Source organism: Pseudomonas sp. 20-5 (assembly GCF_056782835.1).
The window spans coordinates 4,070,619-4,096,218 of the sequence record NZ_CM165584.1; the positions used below are offsets into that span (position 1 = coordinate 4,070,619).

Here is a 25,600-nt window from a genome sequence, read left to right on the forward strand (position 1 = left end):
CCCATATCTAACGCATTGATTTAGCTGATCTGCTAGAAAACTTTATAATAACTTTACCCCTAAATTTACCTCAACCGTCCCATCCAATTAACCACAAAACCAACAGAACATATCGAACAAAGAAAAACTCCCAACCAAAGTTGCAGACATGATTCAAGTGATATGACGAATCGAGCGAGTGAGGGATTAAAACTTAAGTACACACCAGAAGCTTATATCACAACACGGAGACAGCAAATATTCCTAGGCCATTTTTATCAACCACTCTCAGACACTCGACGCTGATCTATATATTAATACCTGCAAGATCAACGAATCTGAATTCGTCCTCCTCTCGTGAGGTCGCTAACAACTCGCATATTTTTACCAAAGTCTGCCAGTATCTGTAGAATGACATCAGCAGATAATGGCAGATGGGATAGTGCGTTAAAAACACCACAATCACGAGATCAAGGTAAATTTATATCAGACCCACCTTGGCCAAAACCTCCTGAATAAAGTTTTGCGCTATATCTGTGGTAGAAACTTCCTCATCCCACTCTGAGCATCGCTTAACTGGATTATATCTTTTCCGATAGAACTCACGATCAACGACTAACAACTCCCTTAGCGTTATGCGATCTTCGGACTCGAAATCCTCCAGTTTTTTGTATCCTCCAGCGCTATCCTGCATTGACAGCAGTATAGTTATCGCATTTTGCCCGAAGTCTCGAATATCCTGAGCAGAACGATAGTGACATGCAAACCAGAAAATAAATCTCTGATCGATTTCGCCGTACTTAAAATTAAGACCAAACAACCAAGTCCTTGACGCTCGTCCTTTTGACTTCAGATCAAGATACTTATCAAAATCAAGGCTTCCATAGTCCTTGAAATTAACCCTCATATCTGTAAGTTGAGAATTCAAGTCAGAACAAATGCTTTCAAACTCATGCTTTAAGGAGTCGTAGGTCTTTTGAGTTATCAAAAACTTGCGATGCTCAGTCTGTTTGACCTTTTCCGAAGCTGCTTTCGCGATGCCTTGGATCCATGTCGATTTCGACTTTTCATCTCTGATTATCGAAAGGTACCTTTCGGATGTTCTGAGAACGTTTTTAGCAACGATCTCAAGGAAATCTTCGCCATCGCCAAGATCTGCACCTTCAAGCGCTTCGTAATAGTTTCGCTCTCTATCTTCCGGCTGTACTGATGCGGGAACATAATTATTCTTTAGCAAAACATAGTCTTGAACTAAGCGGGCTACACGACCATTTCCATCAACAAAAGGGTGAACTCGAGCAAAAGCCCAGTGTATCCATGCCGCAATTTGTATTGGATGTCCCGCGGCAGAGTTTTCCAAGGCTACAATCGATTGTATTAGATGTGGGACATCCAAATGTGATGGCGGAGAAATTTTTGCTCCTGAAATAGCAACATCCACCCCTCTAAAACACCCAGCATTAACTGGGTCAATATCAGTAAGTATTTTCTGATGCAGCTCTTTTACCAATTGAACTGATAGCGGAGTTTTATTATCCAAACACTCTTGCAGATACAAGCATGCATCCGCCAGATTTATCACCTCCTGTTGATCTTTCCTTGACCCAGCTTCTACAATTCCCGAACTCAATACAACAATAGTTTCTCTTCGCGAAAGCTTATTACCCTCAATTACAGCTGAAGCATGGACTCTATCATATAATATTTCTGACTGTAGCTTCTCGACAATGTGTGGTTGCAACGGACGTTGAGAGTCTATTTCCTTAACGCTTTCATCTACCTCCGCCAAATAATCGGCAGTTATTCCTCTAGGAGAAAAAAGCTCTATATTCTTTATCTGATCTTGGATTTCCATAACGTTTCCTAAACTCACCTACCGTGCATGATGGCCTTACGCTATCAAGAATTGACGGATGAAGCTAGCCTTTAGCTAGTTTTTCATCCACCTTGATAGCGCTCGACTATGTCTTCCTCTCCATCAGCAATCCATGCCGATGTACTGGCACCGCGGTGCATACTAGGCGAAACCCGAATCTTAGAAGCGTTCCAACTACCATAAAAACTTAACTTTAAATTAATACACCTATAAAAAACCGCTGCGCAATTTCAACTACTTCTAACCATGGGTATATTGCAAGCTGCATATGCAATTCATATCACACCCTATCACTTTTTATGAAGTACTCAGCTTTTGCGAAAGGCATCCAGCCCCATAATTAAACCCAACAAATCTTCTGGAATTTCATCTCGATTAAATTCGTCGATAATCTGAACATCTGTCATATTAACATTGTAGTCTCTTTGCACGACTTCTCTAAGTAGTCGCAGCGTAGTCTTCCCAGGCACTACATGCATTCGCAAGTTGATATCTGCCCACATTCGCTCAAATGTTTCAATAGCAACCTTACTTAAAGTACTTGTATCTTCCTTCCTCCCTTGACAATAACCAAGGCGCCTAGCTATGTATTGAGACTGAGCATCAATTTTCAACCCAGAAGTAATCTCATCTAAATATTCATTGATCCCTTTGTTTGGCACTACTTCTTCACCAGACCTTCGATTTCTCGATTGCAGACGCTTTTCCAGCACTCGTTGAAGCACTGGCAAGACCAAAAAGTAATTCTCCATCTCTTTCCGACTGTGAATGTGCGCAGATGTCAACTCCGACCTCAGCCCACATAAAATCGATTCAATTTCTTCTTGGCAGTAGTAATCCCGATCATACACGACATAGAGCTTCATTCGAGCATCAATAGTATTCTTTAACCCCCAGGCGAAAGCTTTGATTTTCTCCCAAGATGAAAAACCTCCTGATTCGAAAGCTGTTAGATCATTCCCCGAGGCAAGATCACTGAGCCCTAAATTCTTAGCAAACCGCCGAATGCTCTTATAGTCACTCATCCCCTCTACGAACAATATCTTTTTTGTTCTCGCCAGATGAGTAAGTGTGATGTTCTGGGCTGACCCAAGTTCTTCGACCGCTAATTGAACGCCCTCAACATCTCTGAGACGCTTCGCTTGCTTTGCCCCTTTATTCACCAATAGTATTTCCGACGGATCTGCTTCGCCCATTATTTCAACAGAGTGAGTTGCCAATAAAACATCTGCGCCCAAAGACCTAAGAATATTTAATAGCTGACGCTGAACATCTGGATGAAGATAAATTTCCGGCTCATCAATTACAACTATAGTGGCATCATCAGACCTAGACAGATGCGTTAGAAGCTGACACCATATTTGAAAACCGAATCCCGCCCAATAGACTTCACGATCAATACGGTCCTCAGCAACAAACATGCGCAAAGTTCTACTACTTATATCGAGCTCCGGCTCGTTCATCAACATTCCAGGCCATGTCGACGCTATCATATCCGAAAATTTTTTCCACTCGCTCTTATTGTAGTGCCAATAGTTACGGAAATGCCTGCTTGCCCTATGCGTATTTAGTGCGTTTTTTACAGTCTCTTCTGAGACATAGGCCTCTTCATGCTCAAGCGGGCCAAGCACGGGGACGACTTGAATAAGGATAGGAAAAGCAGACTTGAATCTCGAGGTGGTAGTGATAAGATTCCCTTCTGCCTCCCAATACAATATGCAACCACCATCACCCGGAAAAAACAAACAAAGCTTATTTTTGTTTGTTAACTTAAATTCAATCCTGCTGTCCTCACCATTGTAATTAGTCGCCACATTTTCAAGAGATACGCTTATTTGCTGCTCAGGAATTCGATGACCAAGCCCAGATCCTCCACCCGGTAATGGAACACGTTCAGCTTTTAGGCGTCTTGCTCTCCTAAGAGCGACATCAAGTATTCGAAAAGCACTGATTACAGTCGACTTACCTGCATTGTTAGCCCCAACTAAAATATTTGTCTCAGCCAGACTAACAAAATAGTTGCTAAGCGCTTTGAAATTTGTAAACTTTACTGAGCTAATCCTTACCTCTGACATATCCCCCCCTTACCTTGCTCCAGCGCCAGTCAGCACAATTTCTTGACGCTACCTATTTGCCATGATTCTGTCTAGTGACTATGTCAAGTCTACCTATGACCATGGCATTTTTATCACTTAAATACCCAAGGCTTACCTAATCGATGAGCTAAAAGTCGGATGGTCAGCAAGTAGTAGTATTGTGTCGACCTACTACGCTGACCTAGCCGGTAAGTCAGAAACCAATTCACATGCTTTCGCCGCCAACCCCATGGTGTTTCTACTTGCCAGCGCCCTGCAATTTCGGCCTGGATGATTTTTGCCTGTCGCACATGGCGTTGCCGGGTTGCGTGCGAGCCGGTCAGAACGCCAGCCAGGAACAGATTCATATCGAATGGCTTACTCATGCCCGGCCACCTATGTAGGCCGCGACTACGTCGATCCTGCCGTGCCCCAGCTCGTAGCTGATTTGTCTACAAGCCTCACGATCAAGGGTCTTATCTATCTCGCGACATTGGCCACCGTTGATGGGCGCGAGGTGTTGGGTGATTTGCTCATACCGATCACACGCATACGCCGCTCGTAGCTCATGGAGGCCTTTGAGATTGTGGGCATGGAGGATTTCCCGCGCAGGGCGGATGATTTCCTGCAGAACATTCAGATAGCTTTCGTCTGGCGCAATCAGGTTACGGCTACTCACAGGCGACACCTGCCGTGCAAACCCAAGTGCGTCTTGAACATGGTGGTCCACCGCTATCCATCGTGGCGCTGAGGCGCCAGCTCGGCCGCCTTTGGTGCCATTCTGGATGTTGATCCTACCTAGGTCGTTAGCCTCACGACTTAACCGTGGCAGGTCAGCCAGGATGGCCTCACGCAGGCGCATGCCGGTGGCTCGCGCCAACAGAACAATCGCTGCAGCCCGTTGTTGATGATCGCGACAAAGCGCATCGACGATCTGCTTAACCTGTTCGCGGTCTTGGCCTTGCGGAGCCGATTGGCGAACTCCGCTGCGCTGCATTCCCAACGCCTTGCTCGGACTGGGCAATTTGACACGCTGATCACCGCGCAGCGCCGCCATTGTTCTGTTAACGCTGGATAGCCGGTTTTGTGCGGTGCTGATGGCGAGGCTACCGCACTCAACCGCATCGCGCAGATACGCCGCATAGTCCGCCAATACCTTCCGATCAATCTGCCGCGCATCATTGATACCTGGCCCCTGTTCGGAGCGGCACCACTTAACGAATGCCTGCCACCGACCACTGTGCGCCTTGACCGTACCGTAGTGGCCACCGCCGAACATGTCTTTCAGCGCCTGTGGTCCTGCGTAGCTCAATTGCCTGCCGTAGCCGAAATTGCGGCCATCGCGTCTACCCACCAATGCCATGCCGTCACCTCATCTTTTACTCTCCAATCCTCGCCCCACGTCATCCCGCCAAAAATGCTGAGTGTTATCAGGGATCAAGGCCCCTGCGACCTGTGGGGAATGTCCTCTTCGCGGGACTGGCGGCTCCTTACGTCCGGGAGCAAGGGCATCTCATGATCTGGCCTCCTGAACACCATTACCGGTGGGCGGGTGGAGGCAGCACTGGCTGACGAGACCAGCGCCTGAAGATCCTGAGCATGTGCAAGCAGCAATGCGATGACCGGGGCATGCCTGACTGTCAGTCAGGTGCAGTCCATTCCGTGGTCTGCGGCACCATCATCTACAGCGCTGTTGCTGGTGACATCGGCGTTTGTCACGCCGATTGTCACGAGGGGGATTGCCGCAAAGCCTTATGCGATCAGGGCTGCAGCAGTGTTAGAAGCGCCCGTCTCTTTCCAGAAGAAAGAGACGGCCGCAGGTTGGCGCAATAGTCGGCCAAGCGGATAGGTTGCTGCAGGGCAGCGAGGTACGGTGTGTCTGGCGCACGAGGGCCATGAGTATAAGAGCATCCATCACTGGGAAGTGACCGGGCGAGCTGCCGGATGCTAATCGCCCTTGGGGAGAACCACCGCGAGAGCGGCGTGACCTTGAAGGCTCGGGTCACCTGGGGTGCTGTCAACGACAGCCTTTGCACTGTCTTTTCTACGCCCGCAATTCGAGGGGGTCAAGCGACACGCCCGCTGGATTTTGTGGTTGAAAATGGCATTGGCCGTGTACGGAATCCCGTAGTTTCCATTGGCCGATTGGGTGCTTTTGATTTTTTTAGATGAGGTCCATCCAAACAGGGCGGCTTTGCAGCCCTGTTTGGATGGATCCGTATGGAAAGCAGATCACCGAAATTTCAAAGCCGTGCGCTCACTCGACTGCGCCACGCCTTGCTCTTAGGCTAGAAACGTTTGCCCCGGTCTGATTCGCGAACTCATGCGGCGAGATATGCTCCTGCCGGTTCGCTTCGAGGTAACGGCTCCACCAACTCATGATCATTCGCCGCTCCTCCAGGAACTCGGCCTTGTGGATATATGCCGCCCGAACGTTGTTGCGCTCCCTGTGGCTCATTTGCCGCTCAATAGCCGTCTCTGACCAAAGCCCGGATTCGACCAAGGCACTGCACGCCATGGACCGGAAGCCATGCCCGCAGATTTCGGTCTTGGTGTCGTAGCCCATGTTCCGCAAAGCGCTGTTGACCGTATTTTCGGACATAGGCTTCCACGAGCGAGCGTCACTGGTGAACACCAGATCGAAGTACCCCGTGATCGCATGAATCTGTTCGAGCAACGCCACCGCTTGCGGTGAAAGCGGGACCAGGTGGATGTCACCCGCCATCTTCGTCCCTCTGGTCGAATACGGAACGCCGTCCAACGCGGGCCGCGTGTCAGGTATCTCCCATACGCCGCGCTTCAGGTCGAACTCACTCCAACGTGCGAAGCGCAGTTCGCTGGAGCGTACGAACACATGCAGCGACAACATGACGGTCAGCCGAGTGAGAGTACGTCCCTTGTAGTTCTCGATGCGGTCCATCAACTCAGGCAGACGAGACAGCGGGAGTGCAGGTCGGTGCGTAACCCGTGGCGCACTGATGAAGCCCTCAAAGTCATATGCAGGATTCACCGTGATCAGCCGCAGCCGCTTCGCCTCACGCATGATGCTCTGAAGGTAGTTTTGTACCCTTAAGGCCACATCGATCGTGCCGCGCTTCTTGATCGCTTCCAGTGGCTGCATGAGGTCAAAGGTATCCAGATCAACGATGGCGCGCGCTCCTAGCAGCGGGAATACGTGAGTCTTCAAACGACTCAGCACTGTCCGGGAATGGCCAGGCGCCCACTTCACGGACATTTCCTTATGCCAGTCCAAGGCAACGCGTTCAAATGTGTGTCCTCTGACAACCGCTTCGGCCTTGGCCTGCTGCTTGGACGCGATCGGATCAATGCCCTCAGCCAGCATCCGCTTAGTCTCCAGACGCTTCTGCCGAGCATCTGCAAGCCCGATGACGGGATAGTTGCCAAACGAGGTCAGCCCCTCTCGCCCATCCGGCTTCACATACCGGAAGCGCCAGCCTTTGCGGCCATTGGGGTAAACGAGGAGGTAAAGACCGTCACCGTCGAAAAGCTTGTAGGGGCGGTCAGTAGGTTTGGCCGATCGGCATGCGGTGTCGGTCAGGGGAGCAGTAGTACGAGCCATAAGGGTAAACCCCTTTATCGAATCGACTTTATCCCAAACGTTACCCCTAAATCGGCTGGCAGCTGTCGGATTCCGACGGAACGCCATAACGAAAAAACCCGCCAGAAGGCGGGTTTTACGGGAGTTCCAGAGATTTTGGTAGCCTTCACTGGAACCTGAACTGGTGCCGGAGACAGGAATCGAACCAGCCGCACATTCCTAGACCAACTGCGCCCCCAGCGCCCGCACCACCCGCTGCAACTCCGCCCGTCCACCGGTGGCGACGCGCAGGCCGGTGATCTCGCGGCGCGGCGGGTAGTGTTTGCGCAGGGCGTCGAAGGCGGCGCGGCGGGTGGCGCTGTCGCCGGTCAGGCTGCGGCGGAAGGCGGCGTCGTCGCTGCGCGGGTCGTATACCGCGCGGCACAGCGTGGCCAGCGCCCAGGCCGGGTCGCAGCCGGGGTTGAGCTGCAGGCCGGCGAGCCAGGTTTCCGGCAGCACGTCTTGCAGGCTCACGCGTTCGGCGATGCCGCGCCAGGCGCAGTAGGCCTGGTAGATCTGTGCGGTGCCGCGCAGCTTGCCTTCCAGGCTGTAGCCGGCGATGTGCGGCGTGGCGATCAGGCAGCGCGCGGCCAGTTCGGGGTCGGCCTGCGGTTCGCCTTCCCAGACGTCCAGCGCCACTTCCAGGTCGGCGCCGCCTTCGAGCAGGCGGCGCAGGGCCTGGTTGTCGACCACCGCGCCACGGCTGGCGTTGACCAGCCAGGTGCCGGGACGCAGGGCGGCCAGGCGGGGCTCATCCAGCAGGTGGCGGGTCGGGTGTTCGCCGTCGCGGTTCAGCGGAGTGTGCAGGCTGATCACGTCGGCCTCGGCCAGCAGCCGTTCCAGCGAGACGAATTCGCCGTCCGGCTCGCGTGCCTGGCGCGGCGGATCGCAGACCAGCACTTTCCAGCCCAGCCCGCGCAGCACCTCCACCAGCCGCCCGCCGACCTGCCCGGCGCCGACCACCCCATAGGTGCGTTCGGCCAGGTCGGCGCCGCGCACCTCGGCCATCGCCAGCAGGCAGCCGAGCACGTAGTCCACCACCCCGCGGGCGTTGCAGCCGGGTGCGCTGGACCAGGCGATGCCGGCCTCGGCGAAGTAGTCGAGGTCGAGGTGGTCGGTGCCGATGGTGCAGGTGCCGACGAAGCGCACCGGCGAGCCGGCCAGCGCGGCGCGGCTGACCTCGGTGACCGAGCGCACCAGCAGCACGTCGACCTCGGCCAGCGCCGCGCGGTCGATGGCGCGCCCGGGCAAGCGGCGAATGGAGCCCTGGTCGGCGAAGAAGGCGTCGACCACGGGAATGTTTTCATCGGCGAGAATACGCATGCAGACCTCCGCGAACGAGGCTGCACACTCTAGCAGGCCGAGGGCTCGCGGTGTTGCCGAACGGCTCGCGAGGCGGACCTGCCAGCGCCATGCGCAAGCCTCGACGATCGCGTTTTTCCCAACCACGACCGCGAACGATGGCCAGCTACAAGGAACAGAACCGCGAACGCCTCGTCCGTCTCCTCGACCAGGCGGCGGACGCCAGGGAGCCCGTTCATCGAGCCGGTAGCTCGCTCCGCTCCGGCATGGCCGCCAGGCGCTGGCGCATTTCCTCGCTGGCGGCAGGCCCGGCCTGCACGGTGCATTGCTCCAGCGGTACCGTTCGGCCATCGGCGAGAGCCGCCATGAACGAGCGCACCGGCCGCCCGCTTGTTCGCTCGACGAGCTGCACGCTCTGCCCTTCCTCTGCGTAGTGGCGATTGCCCCAGGCGACGAAAGCCATGAGCACGACGCGAAAATCCTCGCCCTTGGCCGTGGGCACGTACTGATAGCGCAGCGGGCGCTGGCTGTAGGGCTGGCGTTCGAGCAGGCCCGCCTCCACCAGCGCGTTCAGGCGCCGGGTGAGCATGTTCGGCGCGATATCCAGGCTGCGGGAAAATTCGTCGAAGCGGCGCAGGCCCTGTAGCGCATCGCGCATGATCAGGATGCTCCACCATTCGCCGACCCGTTCCAGGCTGCGGGCGATGGGGCATTCGGCATCGGCGAAGGTCTTGCGTTGCATGGTTCTTCCTTGGCGAGGCTCACAAAGTGCTGGTCCGCATGTTACTTTCATGATGATAGTTACGTCCACTGACTGCTATTCCAACGGAACAGAAGGACTCGGAACCTCATGAGCAAACGTATCGTCGTCACCGGCATGGGCGCGGTCAGCCCGCTGGGCTGCGGAGTCGAACCCATATGGCAACGCCTGCTGGCCGGGCAATCGGGCATCGCCAGGCTCCCGGCGGAGCTGATCGGCGACCTGCCCATCAGCATCGGCGGCCAGGTCCCCGACCGTGTCCAGGACCCGCAGGCCGGCTTCGATCCCGACCTGCTGCTGGCCGCCAAGGAACAACGCAAGATGGACCGCTTCATCCTCTTCGCCCTGGCCGCCGCGCAAGAGGCCCTGGCCCAGGCCGGCTGGGCGCCGCAGAGCGCCGAGGCGCAGGAGCGCACGGCGACCGTCATCGCCTCCGGGGTGGGCGGCTTCCATGCCATCGCCGAAGCGGTGCGGACCACCGACGGCAAGGGACCGCGACGCCTGTCGCCCTTCACCATCCCGTCCTTTCTCTGCAACATGGCGGCCGCCCATGTGTCGATCCGCCATGGCTTCAAGGGACCGCTGGGCGCCCCGGTGACCGCCTGCGCGGCGGGCGTGCAAGCCATCGGCGACGCGGCGCGGATGATCCGCGCGGGAGAGGTCGACGTGGCGCTCTGCGGCGGCGCGGAAGCGACCATCCACCGGGTCAGCCTGGCCGGCTTCGCCGCCGCGCGCGCCCTGTCCAGCGATTTCAACGACAGCCCCGAACGCGCCTCGCGCCCCTTCGACCAGGCCCGCGACGGCTTCGTCATGGGCGAAGGCGCCGGCCTACTGGTCATCGAGGAACTGGAGCACGCCCTGGCGCGCGGCGCCAGGCCCATCGCCGAGCTGGTGGGCTACGGCACCAGCGCCGACGCCTACCACATGACCGCCGGGCCGGAAGATGGCAGCGGCGCCCGCCGGGCCATGCAGCAGGCGCTGCGCCAGGCCGGCGTGGAAGCGGCCGCGGTGCAGCACCTGAATGCCCACGCCACCTCCACCCAGGTAGGCGACAAGGGCGAACTGGCCGCCATCAAGGCCGTGTTCGGCACCGGCAGCGGGCTCGCCATCAGCGCGACCAAATCCGCCACCGGCCACCTCCTGGGCGCCGCCGGCGGCATCGAGGCGATCTTCACGGTCCTGGCACTGCGCGACCAGCTCGCCCCCGCCACGCTCAACCTGGAAACGCCCGACACCGACGCCGAGGGCCTCGACCTGGTTCGCGGCGAAGCCCGGCGCTGGCCGATGGAACACGCGCTGTCCAATGGCTTCGGCTTCGGCGGGGTGAATGCCAGCCTGTTGTTCCGGCGCTGGGTGTAGCGCGGCCGGCCCTCCGCCAGGCACTCCTGAGCACACTGGCGGAGGGGAAGCCACTCATGTCGCTGCCGCAGGGAGTGTGGGCATTCCTGATGCTGTAACTGCGTCGTGACGGTGTGTAGGCACGATCTGGATTCGTGGGGGCGGGAAATTGCTTGTGGAGTGGGCGTTCAATTTGCTGCCCCGTCATCAGACGCGGTTTTTCCAATGGCTGCAACGGGTCGGAAGCTGCCGCTCGCCGAGGTCTGCTACCAACCCATAGCGGATAAACGGCAACTTTCTAACATCGAAAGTCAGCTAGATCCATGGGCCCCCGTGCTTCCTGCGACTGTACAGCCTAACCGCCTGTCATGTTCGGAAAGGGGTTATCGCTCTGCTGTAACCATTGCGCACGCCAGAAGCAAAAAAACCACCGCACTGCGATTTGCGCGCACAGCCCTCGCACTCAGGTACGTACTCGTTTTTCCAATCACTGATGGACTTGCGGTAATAGGGAAGTACATCGCTGCTCACCAGACACAGCTGGTGGTTATAGACAGACACGTTCATGCGATAGGCTGCCAGAATGCCAACCGCCTCACTGAGAATATCCCGGTAGTCAATGGGGTCGATCCACAGGGCGTCCAAATTGGCGCGTGTAAAGCCGATCATCTCCAGCCCCATCAGCGTCACGTGATCGACGAACAGTAGGTTTCTTGCGATGTATTCGCACAACTGCGGCAGGCGACTGATTGACTGTTTGTGCAGCACGATCCGAATCTCAACCTTTTGACCAAGACGCTTGAGGTTGAGGATCCCTTGCACGGTTTCCTGGAATGCTCCCGGTGCTTGAACGATGTAGTCATGCAGGTCGGGATCATCGGAGTAGAGTGGGATTCCGATCATGATGTCGGGGTGGTCTATCTCCGCATACTGGCGAGCAAAGCTCTCGTCAGCGAATGTCCTGCCATTCGAGAGCACGTGAACAACAGTTCGTGGCAAATACGATTTCATCATCTTTATGAGATTGATGAATCGAATACCAGCCAGGGTCGGCTCTCCACCTGAAAAACCTACCTCGGGCGTTTCCCTGGGGATTAGGGGTATCAGCGCCTCAAGTTCATCGAGGATCCAGCTGTCGTCGATATTCTTGGGTGGTTGAGAGCACATCAGGCAATAGTGGTTGCATTGCTCGGTCACCAGTAACGAGTTATGACCAGAGTTGGCCCTGAAAAGTACTCTAATCGCCTGGCCGTCCAACCGGATGATGTCGTTGTGGCCCAAGTAGTCGTAGTCATTGGGCAGCAAGGTGAAGGACCTCTTGCCTTCCAGCTCTTGAGCACGCCATTCGAGAGATTCCGGGATGAGGTAGTGCTGGTAGCCTTCCGGAATGTCCTGCGAAGAAATCAGGAACGCCCGATTCTCTCGCAGCACCTTCGGGAGCCCCAGATTGGTGCTCACCTGCAGCAGTAACGGGCGATCTCGGACTTCGATCAGTTGGATTCGACCGACTTTCCCCGCGAGTTTCAGCATGCGTTGGCCCACTGCATGAAGAGGCGGCGCGTGGATGCATCAGACTGCATCAGGCCGATGAGGTGTTTGAAGATCGTCATGTTCCGCTTGCAGAACGAAGACTCAGGTTTCCGGCCCAAGACATCTTTGAAAATGGCGTGGTGGAAGACCGGCTCGGCGCCGCAATAGGGCTCAAAGGCACAGTCAGAGCACATCGGCGCACTTAGGGTAAAAGACTGCTCCAAGGCATCGAGTAGCGCATCGGAGAGGATGATGTCTTCGTAGCTGTCAGTTAGGATGTTGCCCAGCCTGAACGACTGATCACCCATTTCTGCGAGCATCCGACTCTCGTCCGAGGCATAAACCGATCCATCGTAGTTGAAGACGATCGCCGCGATGCCGGCGCCAGCGGGGCTCATCAGGTCGACGTAGCCGGGGTCATTGCTAGTCAGCATCTTCTTCAGGATCAGCGATGCGTAGTGCTCAACGAAGGGGATACCCGCCTTGTTCAACTCAAGGATGTACGCGAGGCCTTCCTTGTAAAATTCCAGCCAGCGCTCCGTATCGTAGGTCATGAATTTGCGAGTTCTGATCGCAAAACCATACGGAGAAAGTGCCCTTAGAAAAATACCGTTGAAGCCCAGGCGGAGGTATTCATCGATGATTTCACGGACGCGAGGCAGGCTCTTATCCGTGGTAGTCATCAGGGCGCTGACTCTGTCCACGCCAAGAACGTTTCGAGCCTTGGCCAATCCTGCTTCGAAGCGCTCGAAGCTATCGCGACCGATACGCGGGCGATTGGCATTATGTAGATCTGCAGGGCCATCGAGCGAGGTCGATAGAATGATGTCGTGCTTGTGGCAGAACTCAAGGACTTCGTCGGTGAGCAGTGAAAGGGTCGTGGCGATGACAAACTCCAGATCACGCTTTTCAACCAGGTTACGTCGTTTGGCGGCCTCGACCACATAGCGCACCATCTCAAAATTCAAGAGCGGCTCGCCCCCCTGGAATTCGATCTTGATCGCTCGGTTGGGAGATCGGAAAACGAAATCCAGCGACTTGTCCGCCATCTCTGGCGTCATGTCGAACGAGGTTTCCCCGTCCATTTGCCGGGACACTTGGCAGTACGGGCAGCTATGGTCACAGCGCAGTGTCACGACAAAGATGTGCAGACTGGTGAAGCCTGTCAGCCGCGATAATCGTGTGCGGAGTTTCAGCGCAAGAAGATCCAGCGGCGCCTGCTCATCGGAGTATCGGATGAAATGCTTCGCACGCAGCGACGCATAGAGCGGATGCTCAGAGGTAAGAGCTTTAGAGAGGAGGGCGCGCAGCTCAGGCATCGGCACGACAAGATGTTCGCCGGTCATGTTGGTAATGACATAGTCATCACCTACGAGGCGATCGAATTTGAACGGCAGCAACTCATACCGATCTCGCCGGGTATAGACATCCAGTCCCTGGAATTTACTCACTCCAGTTCAGCCTGGCGTTGGAGAAAGCCAATCCCATGATGAGGTTTCGGATGGGAGCGGTTTCAATCTGAAGCTGCGCACGCAGCTGATAGTCGAGGACGTCCTTGCGAAACTCTTCGACAGCCCGTTCGAACGCGTCTTGCTCAGTTGTGATGTTGCCGATCAGCTTGCAAAGGATGATCCCGCCATCGACTTTAATATCGACCGTGAAGGCATGCATAGAGCGATATGCCGCCTTCTGGATCGCTTCGGTACCATACAACTGACTATCGAAGGTCAGCTCAGCGAGACCAGCCATTAGCGGCTCGAATAGTGTGAGCTGTGAGAGCTATGGGAAGCGTGCGAGCTATGTGAGTAATGCGCAGCGACCATCTTGCCGTCCTCACCACGCTTGAGGACGAAGCCAAAGAGGTTGTCACCGTGGCGACCGGTGACCATTTGCTCGCCAAAGTTAACAATTGGCAGTGTCACGCCGTGGTTCTCGATGGACATGCTTTCGTCAGCCTGATCGGTCTCGGGTATCACGGTGGAGGCCGAAGCTTGGTTGGCGGTAACGGCGGCGGTCAGGGTGGCAAGGGGCAGCAGGAAATCACGTTTTTTCATCTCAACATCCCTTTGAGGTATGTGGTTATAGCAACACTATAGGACTAGCTCTGGCTAGCGTCAAAGTGCCATCGATCGGTGTGATTCCCTTCGGTTCCGCAACGCAAAATGTGTTGCCCCCACAGTGAGCCACCTGTACGACGTCGCATGAGACTGTGATTTGAATTCTGTTCCGCTAATGAGCTCAGCAACATCACACCTAGCACATTTGGCATTCTTGTTTGACGCGGAGCCTCTGACGGATGAACTCAAAGGACATTGTGTCGCGGCGAACCTGCGCTTCGATGGAGGTCTCTCCGGCACAACTTGAACATTTGAATGATCTGCAAATTTGTGCGAAATCATCGCCCTGATCTCCCTATCAATTAGGTAAAAGGTACGCTCGTATATGCGGGGCAGCTATGACATTGCCGTGGGTCACTGCTACCTGTCGTGGCCGAATTTTCCATTGCATCGCTTGGTTGGCAGAGGCAGATGATCTTGTCTACCTGAATCCGCTTCTGGCCGATTGCTGCCCCGACAAGAAGCCCCAAGCCCCTCGAAAGTCTGTGCCCCGGTTTCAGACATCCGCCCCTGCCCTATCCTCCCCCGCCACAACAACAGGAGGTTCCATGCCGGTTTCGTTACCCTTCGAGCAAGTCGATGTCTTCTCCGAACAGCCCTTCAAAGGCAACGCCGTTGCCGTGGTGATTGGCGCCGACCGCCTGAGCAGCCAGCAGATGCTCGAGTTCGCCGCCTGGACCCAGTTGAGCGAGACGACCTTCCTGCTGCGGCCGACCGTTGCCGAAGCCGACTATCGCGTGAGGATCTTCACCCCGTTGCGGGAGTTGCCCTTTGCCGGGCATCCGACGCTGGGAAGCTGCCAGGTCTGGCTGAACCAGGGGGGCGGCAATGCTGCTGACGAGATCGTCCAGGAGTGTCTGGCGGGCCTGATCCGCATCCGCCGCAAGGGCGCCTTGCTGTCGTTCGCGGCGCCTCCCCTGCTTCGTGGCGGAGCGGTCGAAGACGAGGTGTTGCGACGGATCGAGAGCGGGCTTGGCCTGTCCCCGGGGCAGGTACTCGGCAGCCAATGGGTGGACAACGGACCCGGCTGGGTCGCCGTTCGGCTGGCCACGCGTGACGAGGTCCTGGCCATTCGCCCGGACTACGCGAAGCTCGACGGGCTCAACGTGGGCGTGGTCGCGCCCTGGCAAGGTCCCCAGGCGGAGGCGGATGTGGAAGTGCGCGCCTTCATGGGCGAGGAACTCAATGAAGACCCCGTTACCGGTAGCCTCAACGCGAGCCTGGCGCAATGGCTGATCGGCACGGGAGTCATGCCCGGGCGCTACACGGCGAGCCAGGGCACGGCCTTGGGTCGCCGGGGGCGGATAAGCGTCGAGCAGATCGGCGGCGATATCTGGATCGGCGGTGAGGTGCAGCCGGGCATGTCGGGGCAGGTCGTGTTCTGAGCCCATTCGTCGCAGGCAAACCGGTCGTGAGCGGACACTCGATGCAGGGCTGGAGGATGCGTGCCGCGACACTGACGTGCTGGGGCAGCCGAGTTCGTGCTGTCGAGCGGTCCCGCGTATGTATGGCTTTGATGCTAAAGTTGCGGAATGGAAAGAGGTTTACCGATGAAAAAGAGCAAAGGCTTAGTCGCAACCGAAATTCAGAGACTTGCCCAGGCCAATGGCGTTAGCGCGGAGCGCGATGGTCTGAGCCGGATGGCGCTCACCATCACGTGCCTGGCCGGCGACTCGGTATCTCTCGATAGCATTGAGCAGATGCTGATCAACCTCAAGCGCAAAGGCGCACTAAGCAAGTCCCAGGCGTTCGATCTCCAGCGCCGCTACGTCATCGAGAAGCGCAAGGCGAAAGAGATACCTGGTGGATGAGTTTCGATCCCTTTGGTGACTTCGAAACGACTGGCTACCTGCGCAACAGCTTGGGTCTGAAAGATCCGGCGGAAGTGAAGGAAAACGAACACTTCTCCTTCGAAATGGGGCTCGATGAAGCCCTTTCCTATCTCGAACGCACAAAGAACCTGAACTACCAGGCCCTTTTGCAGGTACACAGGTTGTTGTTCGAGAAATTCTACCCCTGGGCCGGGCGTGACCGTCTCGAGCTGGTCCCTCATCTTTCTATCTGGAAAGGTCCCAAGGGCGCCCCCAGACGTACCTTCTTCGAAAGTCCCGCGATGATCGAACGCGCGGTGGACTATGCCCTGAGCCTGGCGAGCAAGAAGCAGGGATTCATGCAGAAGCCCGGTGAGGTCATGGGACTTCTTTGCTTTGCGCATCCCTTTCTAGACGGCAACGGACGCTCGATTCTGCTGTTCTACATGGAGCTCAGTTATCGAGCCGGCTTTGCCATCGACTGGGCCAGCACATGTAAGGACGACTATCTCCAGGCCCTGGACGATGAGATTCACAATCCTGGCAAGGGTCACCTGGACCGCTACCTTGTCCCATTCGTTGTGCCTATCCACAGCCGTGATCAGTGGCCTGAGATCATCGGGCAAATCAACGGACTCGATGGTATGGATGGTGAGAACATTACCTACGAAAACCTCGATGATCCCGAGGTTCAGAAAGTCTATGCGGCGTATCACGCCGAGCATCCCTACCCAGCCAAAGATGGCACACCCGACTCCGAACCCTAAGCTCTCCAGGCCGGAGGATGTATGGGATTTCGCGCAATCCAGGCCCTGAGTGCCCAGCACACTGAGCGCAATTGGCCGGTAGCTGCCGCCCCCGCAAGAACCCGCCCCCAACCGTCCTCTCTCCGAAGGCGTGCAGCCCTCGACGCCGCGGCCCAGACACCCACCGGGCCCAGGCCCGGTGGCTCCGCCCTCCCCTCACCAGTTGTGCGTATAGCTCGCCGTCAGCACCGTGCCCGGCGCCGGCAGGTGGCTGGTGTTGTTGTTGTTGCGCAGCAACTGGCTGTAGAGCGGGTAGTAGTCGCGGTTGAACAGGTTCTGGATGCCCAGGCTCAACTGGTCGTCGGGGGTGATGCGGTACTGGCTGACCAGGTCGACCGTGGTGTAGGTGCTGACCTGGCGCCGGCCGAAGCTTTCCACGCCGTCGAGACGGTAGTCCTTGGAGTCGAAGAAGGTGGCCTGCAGGCGGTTGTTCCAGTCGGCATCCGGCTTGTATTGCAGGTAGGCGGTCAGCTTCAGCGGCGGCACGCGGTAGCCGGTCATGTCCTGCCAGTCCTTGCCGTCCGGCTTCTCGCGTCCGCGCATCCAGGTGGCGCTGCCGCCCGCGCCCCAGACTTCGTCGTCGCTGAGCCAGTCGGCGCTGGCCTCGACGCCGTAGATGCGCTCCTTGGTGCGGGTGAGGATCAGGCCGTTGTTGAAGCTCTGCACGTCGCCCAGCTTGGAGGTGGTGTAGAACAGCGCCAGGCTGCCCAGGGTGTTGCCGCCGATGGCGCCGCGCCAGCCGAGTTCGTAGTTGTTGGTCTTCACCGGTTCGAGGTTCGAGGAGCCGATATCGAAGCCACGGCGGGCGTTGCGCAGCTGGATGCCGACGTCGGGCAACTGGAAGCCCTGGCTGAAGGAGGCATAGATTTCCTGGCCAGCCACCGGCGAATAGACGATGCCGAGGTTCGACAGCACCGCGTCGTAGTCGAGGTCGCCGCCCTTGACGGTCACCGGCGAGGCGGCCTTGGACTCGGAGAGCGGGACGAAGTCGTCGAATTCGGCGGTGGAGTATTCGTAGCGCAGGCCGCCGTCGATCGACCAGTGTTCGTCGAAGCGATGCTGCAACTGGGCGAACGCGCCGGCGCTGCGGGTGCGTAGCGGCGGCATGTAGGTGAGCTTGCCGATCTTGTCGAAGACCAGCCCGCCGCTGGCGTCGTAGGCCGCCGGGTCGAACACGTCGAGCGGCATGTCGCTGCGTTCCTGGTTGTAGTCGCCGCCCCAGACCAGTTCGGTATTGCCGCTTTCGCCCAGCGGCGTGCGCAGGGTCAGGCGGCTGCCGAACACTTCGCTGTTCTGCATGATCTGGTCGACATTGCCGCCGCGGGTGGAGACGGCGCGGGCGTCGAACGGAGTGAAGCGGGTGAAATAGTCGCGGTAGTAGAGCTGCGCGGAGAGCCGGCTGCCGAGGATGTCGAGGTTCTCGTACTCGAGGTTCGCCAGGGTGTTGCGGATGCGGTTCTGCTCGTCCAGCTCCAGGCCCTTGATCGCGTTGGCCGGGACCGAGCCCGGCGGCAGCCTGGCGACCCTCGGGTCGGTGGCGTAGTCGGTGTCCTGGCGGGCGTCGTAGTGGCTGAGGGCGAGCTGCACGCGCTGGTTCTCGTCGATGCGCAGGCCGAGCTTGCCGCCGATGTTGTAGACGTTCGAGTCGAACAGGTCGCCCTGGCTGGGTTCCGGGGCGATGCGGTCGCCATGGGCGTCGTAGGAAGCGCCGACGTGACGGGTGCCGAAGTCGAACGAATAGTCGAGCGCCCCCAGGGAGCCGGCGAAGTATTGCTGGAACTGGCCGCCGAGGCCATCGCTGCCCAGCCGGGTCAGCGACGAGGTGGCGCTGAGGCGGGTTTCCGCGCGGTTCTCGCCGCCGGCCGGACGGGTGGTGATGGAGATGATCCCGCCGGTGGCGCCGCTGCCGTAGATGGCGCTGCTGCCACGGATGACCTCGATCCGCTCGATCAGCGCCGGGTCGATGTTGGCCAGGTTGCGCGAGGAGTCGCGGTTGGTGTTCAGCGGCACGCCGTCGACCATCACCAGCATGCTGCGCCCGCGCAGGGTCTGGCCGTATTCGGTGATGGTGCGGCTGGAATCGGACATCCCCGGCACCGCCTTGGCCAGCACGGTGGCCAGGCTGTCGGAGCCCTGGCGCAGCTCCTCCAGTTGGGCATGCTCGATGACGGTGGACTGGCGCGTGGCGGAGACCAGGTCGCTGCTGGTGCGCGAGGCGGTGATTTCCATCTGCTCCATGTCCAGCGGTTCGCTGCGGGCTTGCGTAGCGGGCACGGCGGCTTCGCTGGCCGGAACGACGATGAAGGTATGTTCGTCCCTGGCCTGCGCCTTCAGGCCGCTATCCCTGAGCAACTGGCGCAATGCCTCTTCGGGGGTGAAACGCCCCTTCAGCGCGGGCGCCTGGCGGCCGGCGCCGAGATCGCCGGCGAAAAGGATCTGTACCGAGGATTGTTGCGCGAGGGCGTTGATCGCCTGGCCGAGCGGCGCGGCGGGCAGATCCACGTCGAGCTTTTCCTGGCCCTGGGCCGACACCGCCAGGAGCAGGCTGCTGGCGAGCAATGAAGGACGCAGGTGGCGACTGCGGAGGGAAAAATGCACGTCTCGATTTCCTATGCAGGTTGGCTTTTCCTGGATAGCCGCCACGGCGCGCGGGAAACCCTACCTGCGTCCGAGAATTATTTTCGCGTCGATTTGCGTTGGATCTCGACGCTGCCGTCCTCCTGCCGCGACACGGCCACGGGAAGGATGCTCGGCAGCAGGTCGAGCAGCCGGTCGGCGTTGTGCGCGGCGAAGACGCCGGTCAGCCGGAGGGAGGCCAGGCTGGGGTCGTCCAGGAGAATGGGCGCCTTGCGATAATGGCGCAGCAGCGCGACGGCTTCGCCCAGGGGCGTGCGCTCGAAGACCAGGCGGTCGTCTTTCCAGGCCATCGCCGTGGCGGCATCGACCTTGGCCAGCGGCATCAGTTGCCCGCCAATGGCATCGACCTGCTGGCCCGGCAGGAGCACGACTGGCGCTTGCGCCGTAGCCGAGGTGCCGACCTCCACCCGGCCACGCTCCAGGGTCACGCGGACATCGTCGTCCAGGCGGCGCACGTTGAACCGGGTGCCGAGCACGCGGATGTCGGTCGAACCCGCGGACACCACGAAGGGCCGATAGCGCGCCGGGGATACCTCGAAAAGCACCTGCCCCGCGCGCAACGCGACCCGACGGCTGAGCGGGTGCCAACTGACCTCGAGCTGGCTGCCGCTGTCGAGCAGGAGCTGGCTGCCGTCGGCCAGGGTCACGTCGCGCCGCTCACCGATGGCGGTGGCGAAGCGCTCGCGCTTGTAGGCCGGGTCCAGCCAGGCCAGGGCGCCGATGGCCAGCGCCAGCAATAGCGCGACGCCGGCCGCCTTGCTTGCCTTGCGCGATTTCGGCCGGGAGGGCGGCAGCGGGAACAGGTCCTTCAGCGCGTCGCGATGGCGCTCCAGGGCGTCGTCCAGCGGAACCTGCCCATTCCGTTTCGAGGGCTGGGTCATGGTCGTGCCTCGCCGCGGCCGAGCCGTTCCCGGCAGGCCGCCAGTCCGAGGCGCAGGTGCTTTTCCACGGTCTTGACGGAGATGCCGAGGCGGTCGGCGACTTGCGCCTGGGGAACTTCGTGGATCTTGTGCATGACGAAAACGGCCTGGCAGCGAGGAGGAAGCGTGGCGATGGCGTCGACCAGTGCCTGGAACTCGCGCTCGGCCTCATGGCGACCCATGGGCGTCGCCGCCATGCAGGCGACTTCCGGAAGCTCGGCGACGGCTTCTACCCAGGCGGTTCGACGACGGTCGCTACGATAGCGGCTCACGGCGGTGTCGTGGGAGATTTTCCGCAGCAGGGCCAGGGGCGTGTGCACGTCCTCCTTCTCGTCGCGTTCGAGCAACTGCACGCACACGTCGTGCACCACTTCGCGCGCCATGCCCCGGTCGCCGAAGCGCCGGCGAACATGGTCGACCAGTTCCTCGTAGTGACGAACCAGTGTGGACAACAGCGTCGGCTTGGCGGGATCGAACGGCACGATGCACCCAGGAAAGGAGCCTGGCTCCGAAGAATGGGGATCGAGTGTAAATGAGAAACAGTCGCAGATGAAAGACCGGTCATCGTCAGGGATTGCCTGGGCTGGCGTGCGTAGCGGGCAGGTGGCTTTCGCCCGCCCGCGCAACTGCCGAGCCAGGGCGGAGAGGGATCCCCTTTTCGCCCCGCTACTCAACCCCCCGGCCTTGCCGGGGGGCACCGCCTCCGTCGGTTATCGGTGTCTGCGTGCGTACTCCGCCTCGAACAGCGACAGGGCGTCGCTGAGCAACGACAGCAGGGAACCGGTGATGCGGCAGATGCTTTCGCCGGGCTCTTCGGTTTCGTCGAGCAGGTCGAGGACGCTCAGCGTTCCGATCGCCGACTCCAGCCGGCGGCGGGCGGTGTCGAACAGGTCTTCGCTGGCTGCGCTGCTGTCCAGGTAGAGGGTGGCGCAACCGGGGTGCTGGTTGCATTGCGAGGTGCGTCGCAGGGGGATGAAGGTGGAAGGGGACTGTGCGGTTATTGCGGGATTCGACGTATCATCGGCCTTAGCCATGGGTCAGCTCCTTGATTAGCTGGTCTCTGGTTAGCGGGTCGTAGGTGTTCCTGCACCTGCGGCCCGCGTCTTTTCTGCCCCCAAGAAAACAGATGGACTTGGCGACCCCTCCATCTTCCTCCTACTGGTTTTTTATCCAATTCCTGGGCGTCTGAGAGAGGCTGCGGAAAAGTCTGGGGGAGATGTCCGGCGTTTCCAGGGCATGTCATCCGCCGCTGTCACGGGTATCCGGCGGATAACCGCCAGGCGGTTATTCGCCCTACGGGGTCGGGCCTCAAGCGGGCAGCGCGGGGTCGTTTGTCTGCGCGTAGCGCGGTGGGGGGCTGGGCAACCGGCACGACCCTGCTGACCCTTCCTGACCACCCCGTCAACCCGTAAACTACGCGGTTCCCCTGCCCAGACAAGGACTGCCGTGAACAGCCCCGCCCTGCCCCTTTCCCGTGGCTTGCGCATCCGCGCCGAACTCAAGGAACTGCTGACCCTCGCCGCGCCGATCATGATCGCGCAACTGGCGACCACCGCCATGGGCTTCGTCGATGCGGTGATGGCCGGGCGCGCCAGTCCGCACGACCTGGCAGCGGTGGCGCTGGGCAACTCGATCTGGATCCCGATGTTCCTGCTGATGACCGGCACCCTGCTCGCCACCACGGCCAAGGTCGCCCAGCGCCATGGCGCCGGCGACCAGCCCGGCACCGGGCCGCTGGTGCGCCAAGCGCTGTGGCTGGCGCTGCTGATCGGACCGCTGTCGGGGGCGGTGCTGTGGTGGTTGTCGGAGCCGATCCTCGGCTTGATGAAAGTGCGCCCGGAACTGATCGGGCCGAGCCTGCTGTACCTCAAGGGCATCGCCCTGGGCTTCCCGGCGGCGGCGCTGTACCACGTACTGCGCTGCTACACCAACGGCCTGGGACGGACCCGGCCGAGCATGGTGCTGGGGATCGGCGGGCTGCTGCTGAACATCCCGATCAACTACGCGCTGATCTACGGCCACTTCGGCATGCCGAAGATGGGTGGCCCCGGCTGCGGCTGGGCCACCGGCTCGGTGATGTGGTTCATGTTCCTCGGCATGCTGTTCTGGGTGAACAAGGCCTCGATCTACCGCGCCAGCCAGTTGTTCTCGCGCTGGGAGTGGCCGGATCGCGCGACCATCGGCCCGCTGGTGGCGGTCGGCCTGCCGATCGGCATCGCGGTGTTCGCCGAGTCGAGCATCTTCTCGGTGATCGCCCTGCTGATCGGCGGGCTCGACGAGAACGTGGTGGCCGGCCACCAGATCGCCCTGAACTTCAGCGCGCTGGTGTTCATGATTCCCTATTCGCTGGGGATGGCGGTGACCGTGCGGGTCGGCCACAACCTCGGCGCCGGCCTGCCGCGCGACGCGCGCTTCGCCGCCGGCGTGGGGATGGCCGCGGCGCTGGGCTACGCCTGCGTCTCGGCGAGCCTGATGTTGTTGCTGCGCGAGCAGATCGCCGCGATGTATTCGCCGGACCCGGCGGTGATCGCCATCGCCGCCTCGCTGATCGTGTTCTCCGCGCTGTTCCAGTTCTCCGACGCCCTGCAGGTCACCGCCGCCGGGGCCCTGCGCGGCTACCAGGACACCCGGGTGACGATGATCATGACCCTGTTCGCCTACTGGGGCATCGGCCTGCCGGTGGGCTACAGCCTCGGCCTCACCGACTGGTTCCAGGAACCCACCGGACCGCGCGGTCTGTGGCAAGGCCTGGTGGTGGGCCTGACCGGCGCGGCGATCATGCTCTGCATCCGCCTGGCGCGCAGCGCGCGGCGCTTCATCCGCCAGCACGAGCGCCTGCAGCGGGAGGACGCGGAGGCCGCCTCAGTCCTTGGCCGGTAGCGCCGGGGCGGCGCCACGCGACTTGACGCTGAGGGTAGTGCCGACCGAGGCGAGGATGATCGCGCCGATGGCCAGCCATTGGGTCGGGCTCAGCCGCTCGCCGAGGAACAGCAGCCCGGAGAGCGCGCCGAAGGCCGGCTCGATGCTCATCAGGGTGCCGAAGGTGCGCGCCGGCAGGCGGGTCAGCGCGACCATTTCCAGGGTGTAGGGCAAGGCCGTGGAGAGCACCGCGACGCCCAGCGCCAACGGGATCAGCGCCGGGTCGAGGAGGTCGGCGCCGGCGTGGGCGACGCCGATCGGCACAACCAGGATCGCCGCCACCAGCACCCCCAGCGCGGCGCCCTGGGCGCCATGGTCGGCGCCGGCGCGCTGGCCGAAGAGGATGTACAGCGCCCAGCACACGCCGGCACCGAGGGCATAGGCGGCGCCGACCAGGTCGAGCGGCTCGGCGCTGTTGCCCAGCGGCAGCAACAGCCAGATGCCGAACACCGCCAGGCCGATCCAGAGGAAGTCCAGCAGGCGCCGCGAGGAGAGGATCGCCACCAGCAGCGGCCCGGTGAACTCCAGGGCCACCGCGATGCCCAGCGGCACGGTGCGCACCGAGAGATAGAACAGCAGGTTCATGCCGCCCAGGGCGATGCCGTAGACCACCACCGAGCGCAGCGATTGCAGGCTCAGGCGCTTGCGCCAGGGACGCAGGAGCAGCAGCAGGATCAGCGCGGCGAAGAACAGCCTTAGGGCCGTGGTCCCCTGGGCGCCGACCAGGGGGAACATGCTTTTCGCCAGGGAGGCGCCGCTCTGGATCGAGGCCATGGCGATCAATAGCAGGCCGACCGGCAACAGCGTTCCGGCGAGGCCGCGGGAGGTGGAGGTCATGGAAGAGGTCCGGCAGTGGGAAGCAGCCCGATGGACTGCGGGAAACGGGATGTGCACTATAATGCGCAAAACCGCGACAGTGAGCAATATATTGCCCAACCCTACCGAACGCCCCAGCGTCCTCGAACATGTCTCCGGCAACGTCCGCCGCCTGCGCCTGCAAGCCGGCCTCAGCCAGGAAGCGCTGGCCCGCGCGGCCAGTGTCAGCCGGCGGATGCTGGTGGGCATCGAGAGCGGCGACGTCAATGTCAGCCTGTCGACCCTCGACCGTATCGCCGCCGCCCTCGGCGTGCTGTTCCCCGACCTGGTCCAGGCACCGGCCACCGACCGCTCGCGGATCAATGCGGTGGCCTGGGTCGGCCACCACCCCGAGAGCCGCGCCACCCTCCTCGCCAGCGCACCGGCGCGGCGCGAGGTGGAACTCTGGGCCTGGTCGCTGGGACCGGGCGAGCGCTACGTATCGGAACCCGACGCCGCCGGCTGGCGGGAGATGGTTCTGGTCATCGAAGGTCGCCTGCGCCTGGAACTGGCCGACGGCGAACGGCGCATCAAGGCCGGCGACTTCCATGCCTTCGCCAGCGACCAGCCGTACGCCTACGTCAACGACGGCGACGAGGTGGTGCGTTTCACCCGCAACGTGGTGAGCTAGGCTCTAGCCTCGAGCCAGCCTTCCAGAGGAGACCGCGATGAGCGCACGCGTACGACCCTTCCTGATGTTCCAGGGGGTCCAGGCCGAGGCGGCCATGAACTTCTACCTGTCACTGTTCGACGACGCCGAGATCCTCCAGATCCAGCGCTACGGCGCCGAGGGGCCGGGCCCGGAGGGCTCGGTGCTGAAGGCGCTGTTCCGCCTCGGCGACCAGAGCGTGCATTGCATCGACAGCCATGTGCGGCACGCCTTCGATTTCACCCCGGCGTTCTCCTTCTTCGTCGACTGCGAGAGCAACGCGCAGATCGAGCGCCTGGCCGAGGCCCTGAGCGACGGCGGCAAGGCCCTGATGCCGCTCGGCGACTACGGCTTCAGCCAGCGTTTCGCCTGGCTGGCCGACCGCTTCGGGGTGTCCTGGCAGCTCAATCTGGCCTGAGCCCGGCAGT

The 25,600-nt window shown here is 60.0% G+C and carries 23 protein-coding genes; 7 read left to right on the plus strand and 16 right to left on the minus strand.

Annotated elements, in window-relative coordinates:
• Window positions 1-460: 460 nt before the first annotated feature.
• The 7 genes from AC1RB9_RS18685 to AC1RB9_RS18715 all read right to left on the minus strand — a co-directional run bounded on the left by AC1RB9_RS18685 (window position 461) and on the right by AC1RB9_RS18715 (window position 9,572).
• The gene (locus tag AC1RB9_RS18685) at window positions 461-1,834 is read right to left on the minus strand and encodes a Fic family protein (protein ID WP_003449630.1); all 1,374 of its coding nucleotides are present in this window, start codon (window positions 1,832-1,834) and stop codon (window positions 461-463) included.
• Between the two features lie 329 nt (window positions 1,835-2,163).
• Window positions 2,164-3,930, minus strand: a complete 1,767-nt coding sequence (locus tag AC1RB9_RS18690) for an ATP-dependent nuclease (RefSeq protein WP_003449627.1) — start codon at window positions 3,928-3,930, stop codon at window positions 2,164-2,166.
• A 113-nt stretch (window positions 3,931-4,043) separates the two neighbouring features.
• A complete protein-coding gene (locus AC1RB9_RS18695) occupies window positions 4,044-4,316 on the minus strand; it encodes a hypothetical protein (RefSeq protein WP_071557694.1) in 273 nt (90 codons plus the stop codon).
• The gene (locus AC1RB9_RS18700; RefSeq protein ID WP_003449624.1) at window positions 4,313-5,293 is read right to left on the minus strand and encodes an integrase domain-containing protein; all 981 of its coding nucleotides are present in this window, start codon (window positions 5,291-5,293) and stop codon (window positions 4,313-4,315) included. Before AC1RB9_RS18700 ends, AC1RB9_RS18695 begins: the two co-directional genes overlap by 4 nt.
• 894 nt (window positions 5,294-6,187) lie before the next feature.
• The gene (locus AC1RB9_RS18705; RefSeq protein ID WP_033873307.1) at window positions 6,188-7,510 is read right to left on the minus strand and encodes a tyrosine-type recombinase/integrase; all 1,323 of its coding nucleotides are present in this window, start codon (window positions 7,508-7,510) and stop codon (window positions 6,188-6,190) included.
• Between the two features lie 198 nt (window positions 7,511-7,708).
• Complete coding sequence (gene pdxB, locus AC1RB9_RS18710) at window positions 7,709-8,851, minus strand: 4-phosphoerythronate dehydrogenase PdxB (protein ID WP_003102011.1); 1,143 nt, start codon at window positions 8,849-8,851, stop codon at window positions 7,709-7,711.
• Between the two features lie 214 nt (window positions 8,852-9,065).
• The gene (locus tag AC1RB9_RS18715; RefSeq protein WP_003086962.1) at window positions 9,066-9,572 is read right to left on the minus strand and encodes a winged helix-turn-helix transcriptional regulator; all 507 of its coding nucleotides are present in this window, start codon (window positions 9,570-9,572) and stop codon (window positions 9,066-9,068) included.
• Window positions 9,573-9,680: 108 nt separating this feature from the next.
• Between AC1RB9_RS18715 and fabF the strand changes: the two genes are divergently transcribed.
• A complete protein-coding gene (gene fabF, locus AC1RB9_RS18720) occupies window positions 9,681-10,949 on the plus strand; it encodes a beta-ketoacyl-ACP synthase II (protein WP_033873303.1) in 1,269 nt (422 codons plus the stop codon).
• A 345-nt stretch (window positions 10,950-11,294) separates the two neighbouring features.
• On the opposite strand, the gene hxsC is transcribed toward fabF, so the two are convergent.
• From hxsC to hxsA2, 4 genes are read right to left on the minus strand one after another with little or no spacing between them, the layout of a single operon-like run.
• Window positions 11,295-12,458 (minus strand): His-Xaa-Ser system radical SAM maturase HxsC, encoded by a 1,164-nt coding sequence (gene hxsC / locus AC1RB9_RS18725; protein ID WP_003449616.1) that lies wholly within the window; start codon window positions 12,456-12,458, stop codon window positions 11,295-11,297.
• A complete protein-coding gene (gene hxsB, locus AC1RB9_RS18730; protein WP_031684774.1) occupies window positions 12,452-13,909 on the minus strand; it encodes a His-Xaa-Ser system radical SAM maturase HxsB in 1,458 nt (485 codons plus the stop codon). Before hxsB ends, hxsC begins: the two co-directional genes overlap by 7 nt.
• Window positions 13,902-14,207, minus strand: coding sequence for a His-Xaa-Ser system protein HxsD (gene hxsD, locus AC1RB9_RS18735; RefSeq protein WP_003449610.1), 306 nt, complete (start codon window positions 14,205-14,207; stop codon window positions 13,902-13,904). Before hxsD ends, hxsB begins: the two co-directional genes overlap by 8 nt.
• The gene (gene hxsA2, locus AC1RB9_RS18740; RefSeq protein ID WP_003449607.1) at window positions 14,207-14,512 is read right to left on the minus strand and encodes a His-Xaa-Ser repeat protein HxsA2; all 306 of its coding nucleotides are present in this window, start codon (window positions 14,510-14,512) and stop codon (window positions 14,207-14,209) included. The genes hxsD and hxsA2 overlap by 1 nt, the downstream gene beginning before the upstream one ends.
• A gap of 611 nt (window positions 14,513-15,123) precedes the next feature.
• On the opposite strand from hxsA2, the gene AC1RB9_RS18745 reads away from it, so the two are divergent.
• From AC1RB9_RS18745 to AC1RB9_RS18755, 3 genes are all read left to right on the plus strand, one after another.
• On the plus strand, window positions 15,124-15,960 hold the full coding sequence (locus AC1RB9_RS18745) for a PhzF family phenazine biosynthesis protein (RefSeq protein ID WP_003109588.1): 837 nt from the start codon (window positions 15,124-15,126) through the stop codon (window positions 15,958-15,960).
• A 165-nt stretch (window positions 15,961-16,125) separates the two neighbouring features.
• Entirely contained in the window at window positions 16,126-16,386 is a 261-nt protein-coding gene (locus AC1RB9_RS18750; protein WP_003449604.1) for a hypothetical protein, read from the plus strand.
• Window positions 16,383-17,153 carry a Fic/DOC family protein gene (locus AC1RB9_RS18755; RefSeq protein WP_003449601.1) on the plus strand — a complete coding sequence of 257 codons (771 nt, stop codon included), beginning with the start codon at window positions 16,383-16,385 and terminating at the stop codon, window positions 17,151-17,153. Before AC1RB9_RS18750 ends, AC1RB9_RS18755 begins: the two co-directional genes overlap by 4 nt.
• Window positions 17,154-17,348: 195 nt before the next feature.
• Here the strand turns inward: AC1RB9_RS18755 and AC1RB9_RS18760 are convergent, their stop codons facing one another.
• The 4 genes from AC1RB9_RS18760 to AC1RB9_RS18775 form a co-directional block, all read right to left on the minus strand.
• A complete protein-coding gene (locus AC1RB9_RS18760) occupies window positions 17,349-19,790 on the minus strand; it encodes a TonB-dependent receptor (RefSeq protein WP_003449599.1) in 2,442 nt (813 codons plus the stop codon).
• Between the two features lie 77 nt (window positions 19,791-19,867).
• Window positions 19,868-20,710 (minus strand): FecR family protein, encoded by an 843-nt coding sequence (locus AC1RB9_RS18765; protein WP_003449597.1) that lies wholly within the window; start codon window positions 20,708-20,710, stop codon window positions 19,868-19,870.
• Window positions 20,707-21,231, minus strand: a complete 525-nt coding sequence (locus AC1RB9_RS18770; protein WP_003449595.1) for an RNA polymerase sigma factor — start codon at window positions 21,229-21,231, stop codon at window positions 20,707-20,709. The genes AC1RB9_RS18765 and AC1RB9_RS18770 overlap by 4 nt, the downstream gene beginning before the upstream one ends.
• A gap of 228 nt (window positions 21,232-21,459) precedes the next feature.
• On the minus strand, window positions 21,460-21,783 hold the full coding sequence (locus tag AC1RB9_RS18775) for a hypothetical protein (RefSeq protein WP_003082848.1): 324 nt from the start codon (window positions 21,781-21,783) through the stop codon (window positions 21,460-21,462).
• 412 nt (window positions 21,784-22,195) lie between these two features.
• Between AC1RB9_RS18775 and pmpM the strand changes: the two genes are divergently transcribed.
• Complete coding sequence (pmpM, locus tag AC1RB9_RS18780) at window positions 22,196-23,629, plus strand: proton-coupled multidrug efflux MATE transporter PmpM (RefSeq protein WP_003112388.1); 1,434 nt, start codon at window positions 22,196-22,198, stop codon at window positions 23,627-23,629.
• Here the strand turns inward: pmpM and rhtA are convergent.
• Window positions 23,612-24,505 carry a threonine/homoserine exporter RhtA gene (gene rhtA, locus AC1RB9_RS18785; protein ID WP_003086919.1) on the minus strand — a complete coding sequence of 298 codons (894 nt, stop codon included), beginning with the start codon at window positions 24,503-24,505 and terminating at the stop codon, window positions 23,612-23,614. The genes pmpM and rhtA overlap by 18 nt on opposite strands.
• Here rhtA and AC1RB9_RS18790 point away from each other — a divergent pair.
• Together AC1RB9_RS18790 and AC1RB9_RS18795 are read left to right on the plus strand one after the other, a co-directional pair.
• Window positions 24,504-25,154 (plus strand): helix-turn-helix domain-containing protein, encoded by a 651-nt coding sequence (locus AC1RB9_RS18790; RefSeq protein WP_033873300.1) that lies wholly within the window; start codon window positions 24,504-24,506, stop codon window positions 25,152-25,154. The two genes, rhtA and AC1RB9_RS18790, sit on opposite strands and share 2 nt — an antisense overlap.
• Window positions 25,155-25,191: 37 nt before the next feature.
• Window positions 25,192-25,590, plus strand: a complete 399-nt coding sequence (locus AC1RB9_RS18795; protein WP_003106807.1) for a VOC family protein — start codon at window positions 25,192-25,194, stop codon at window positions 25,588-25,590.
• The last annotated feature ends 10 nt before the right edge of the window (window positions 25,591-25,600 follow it).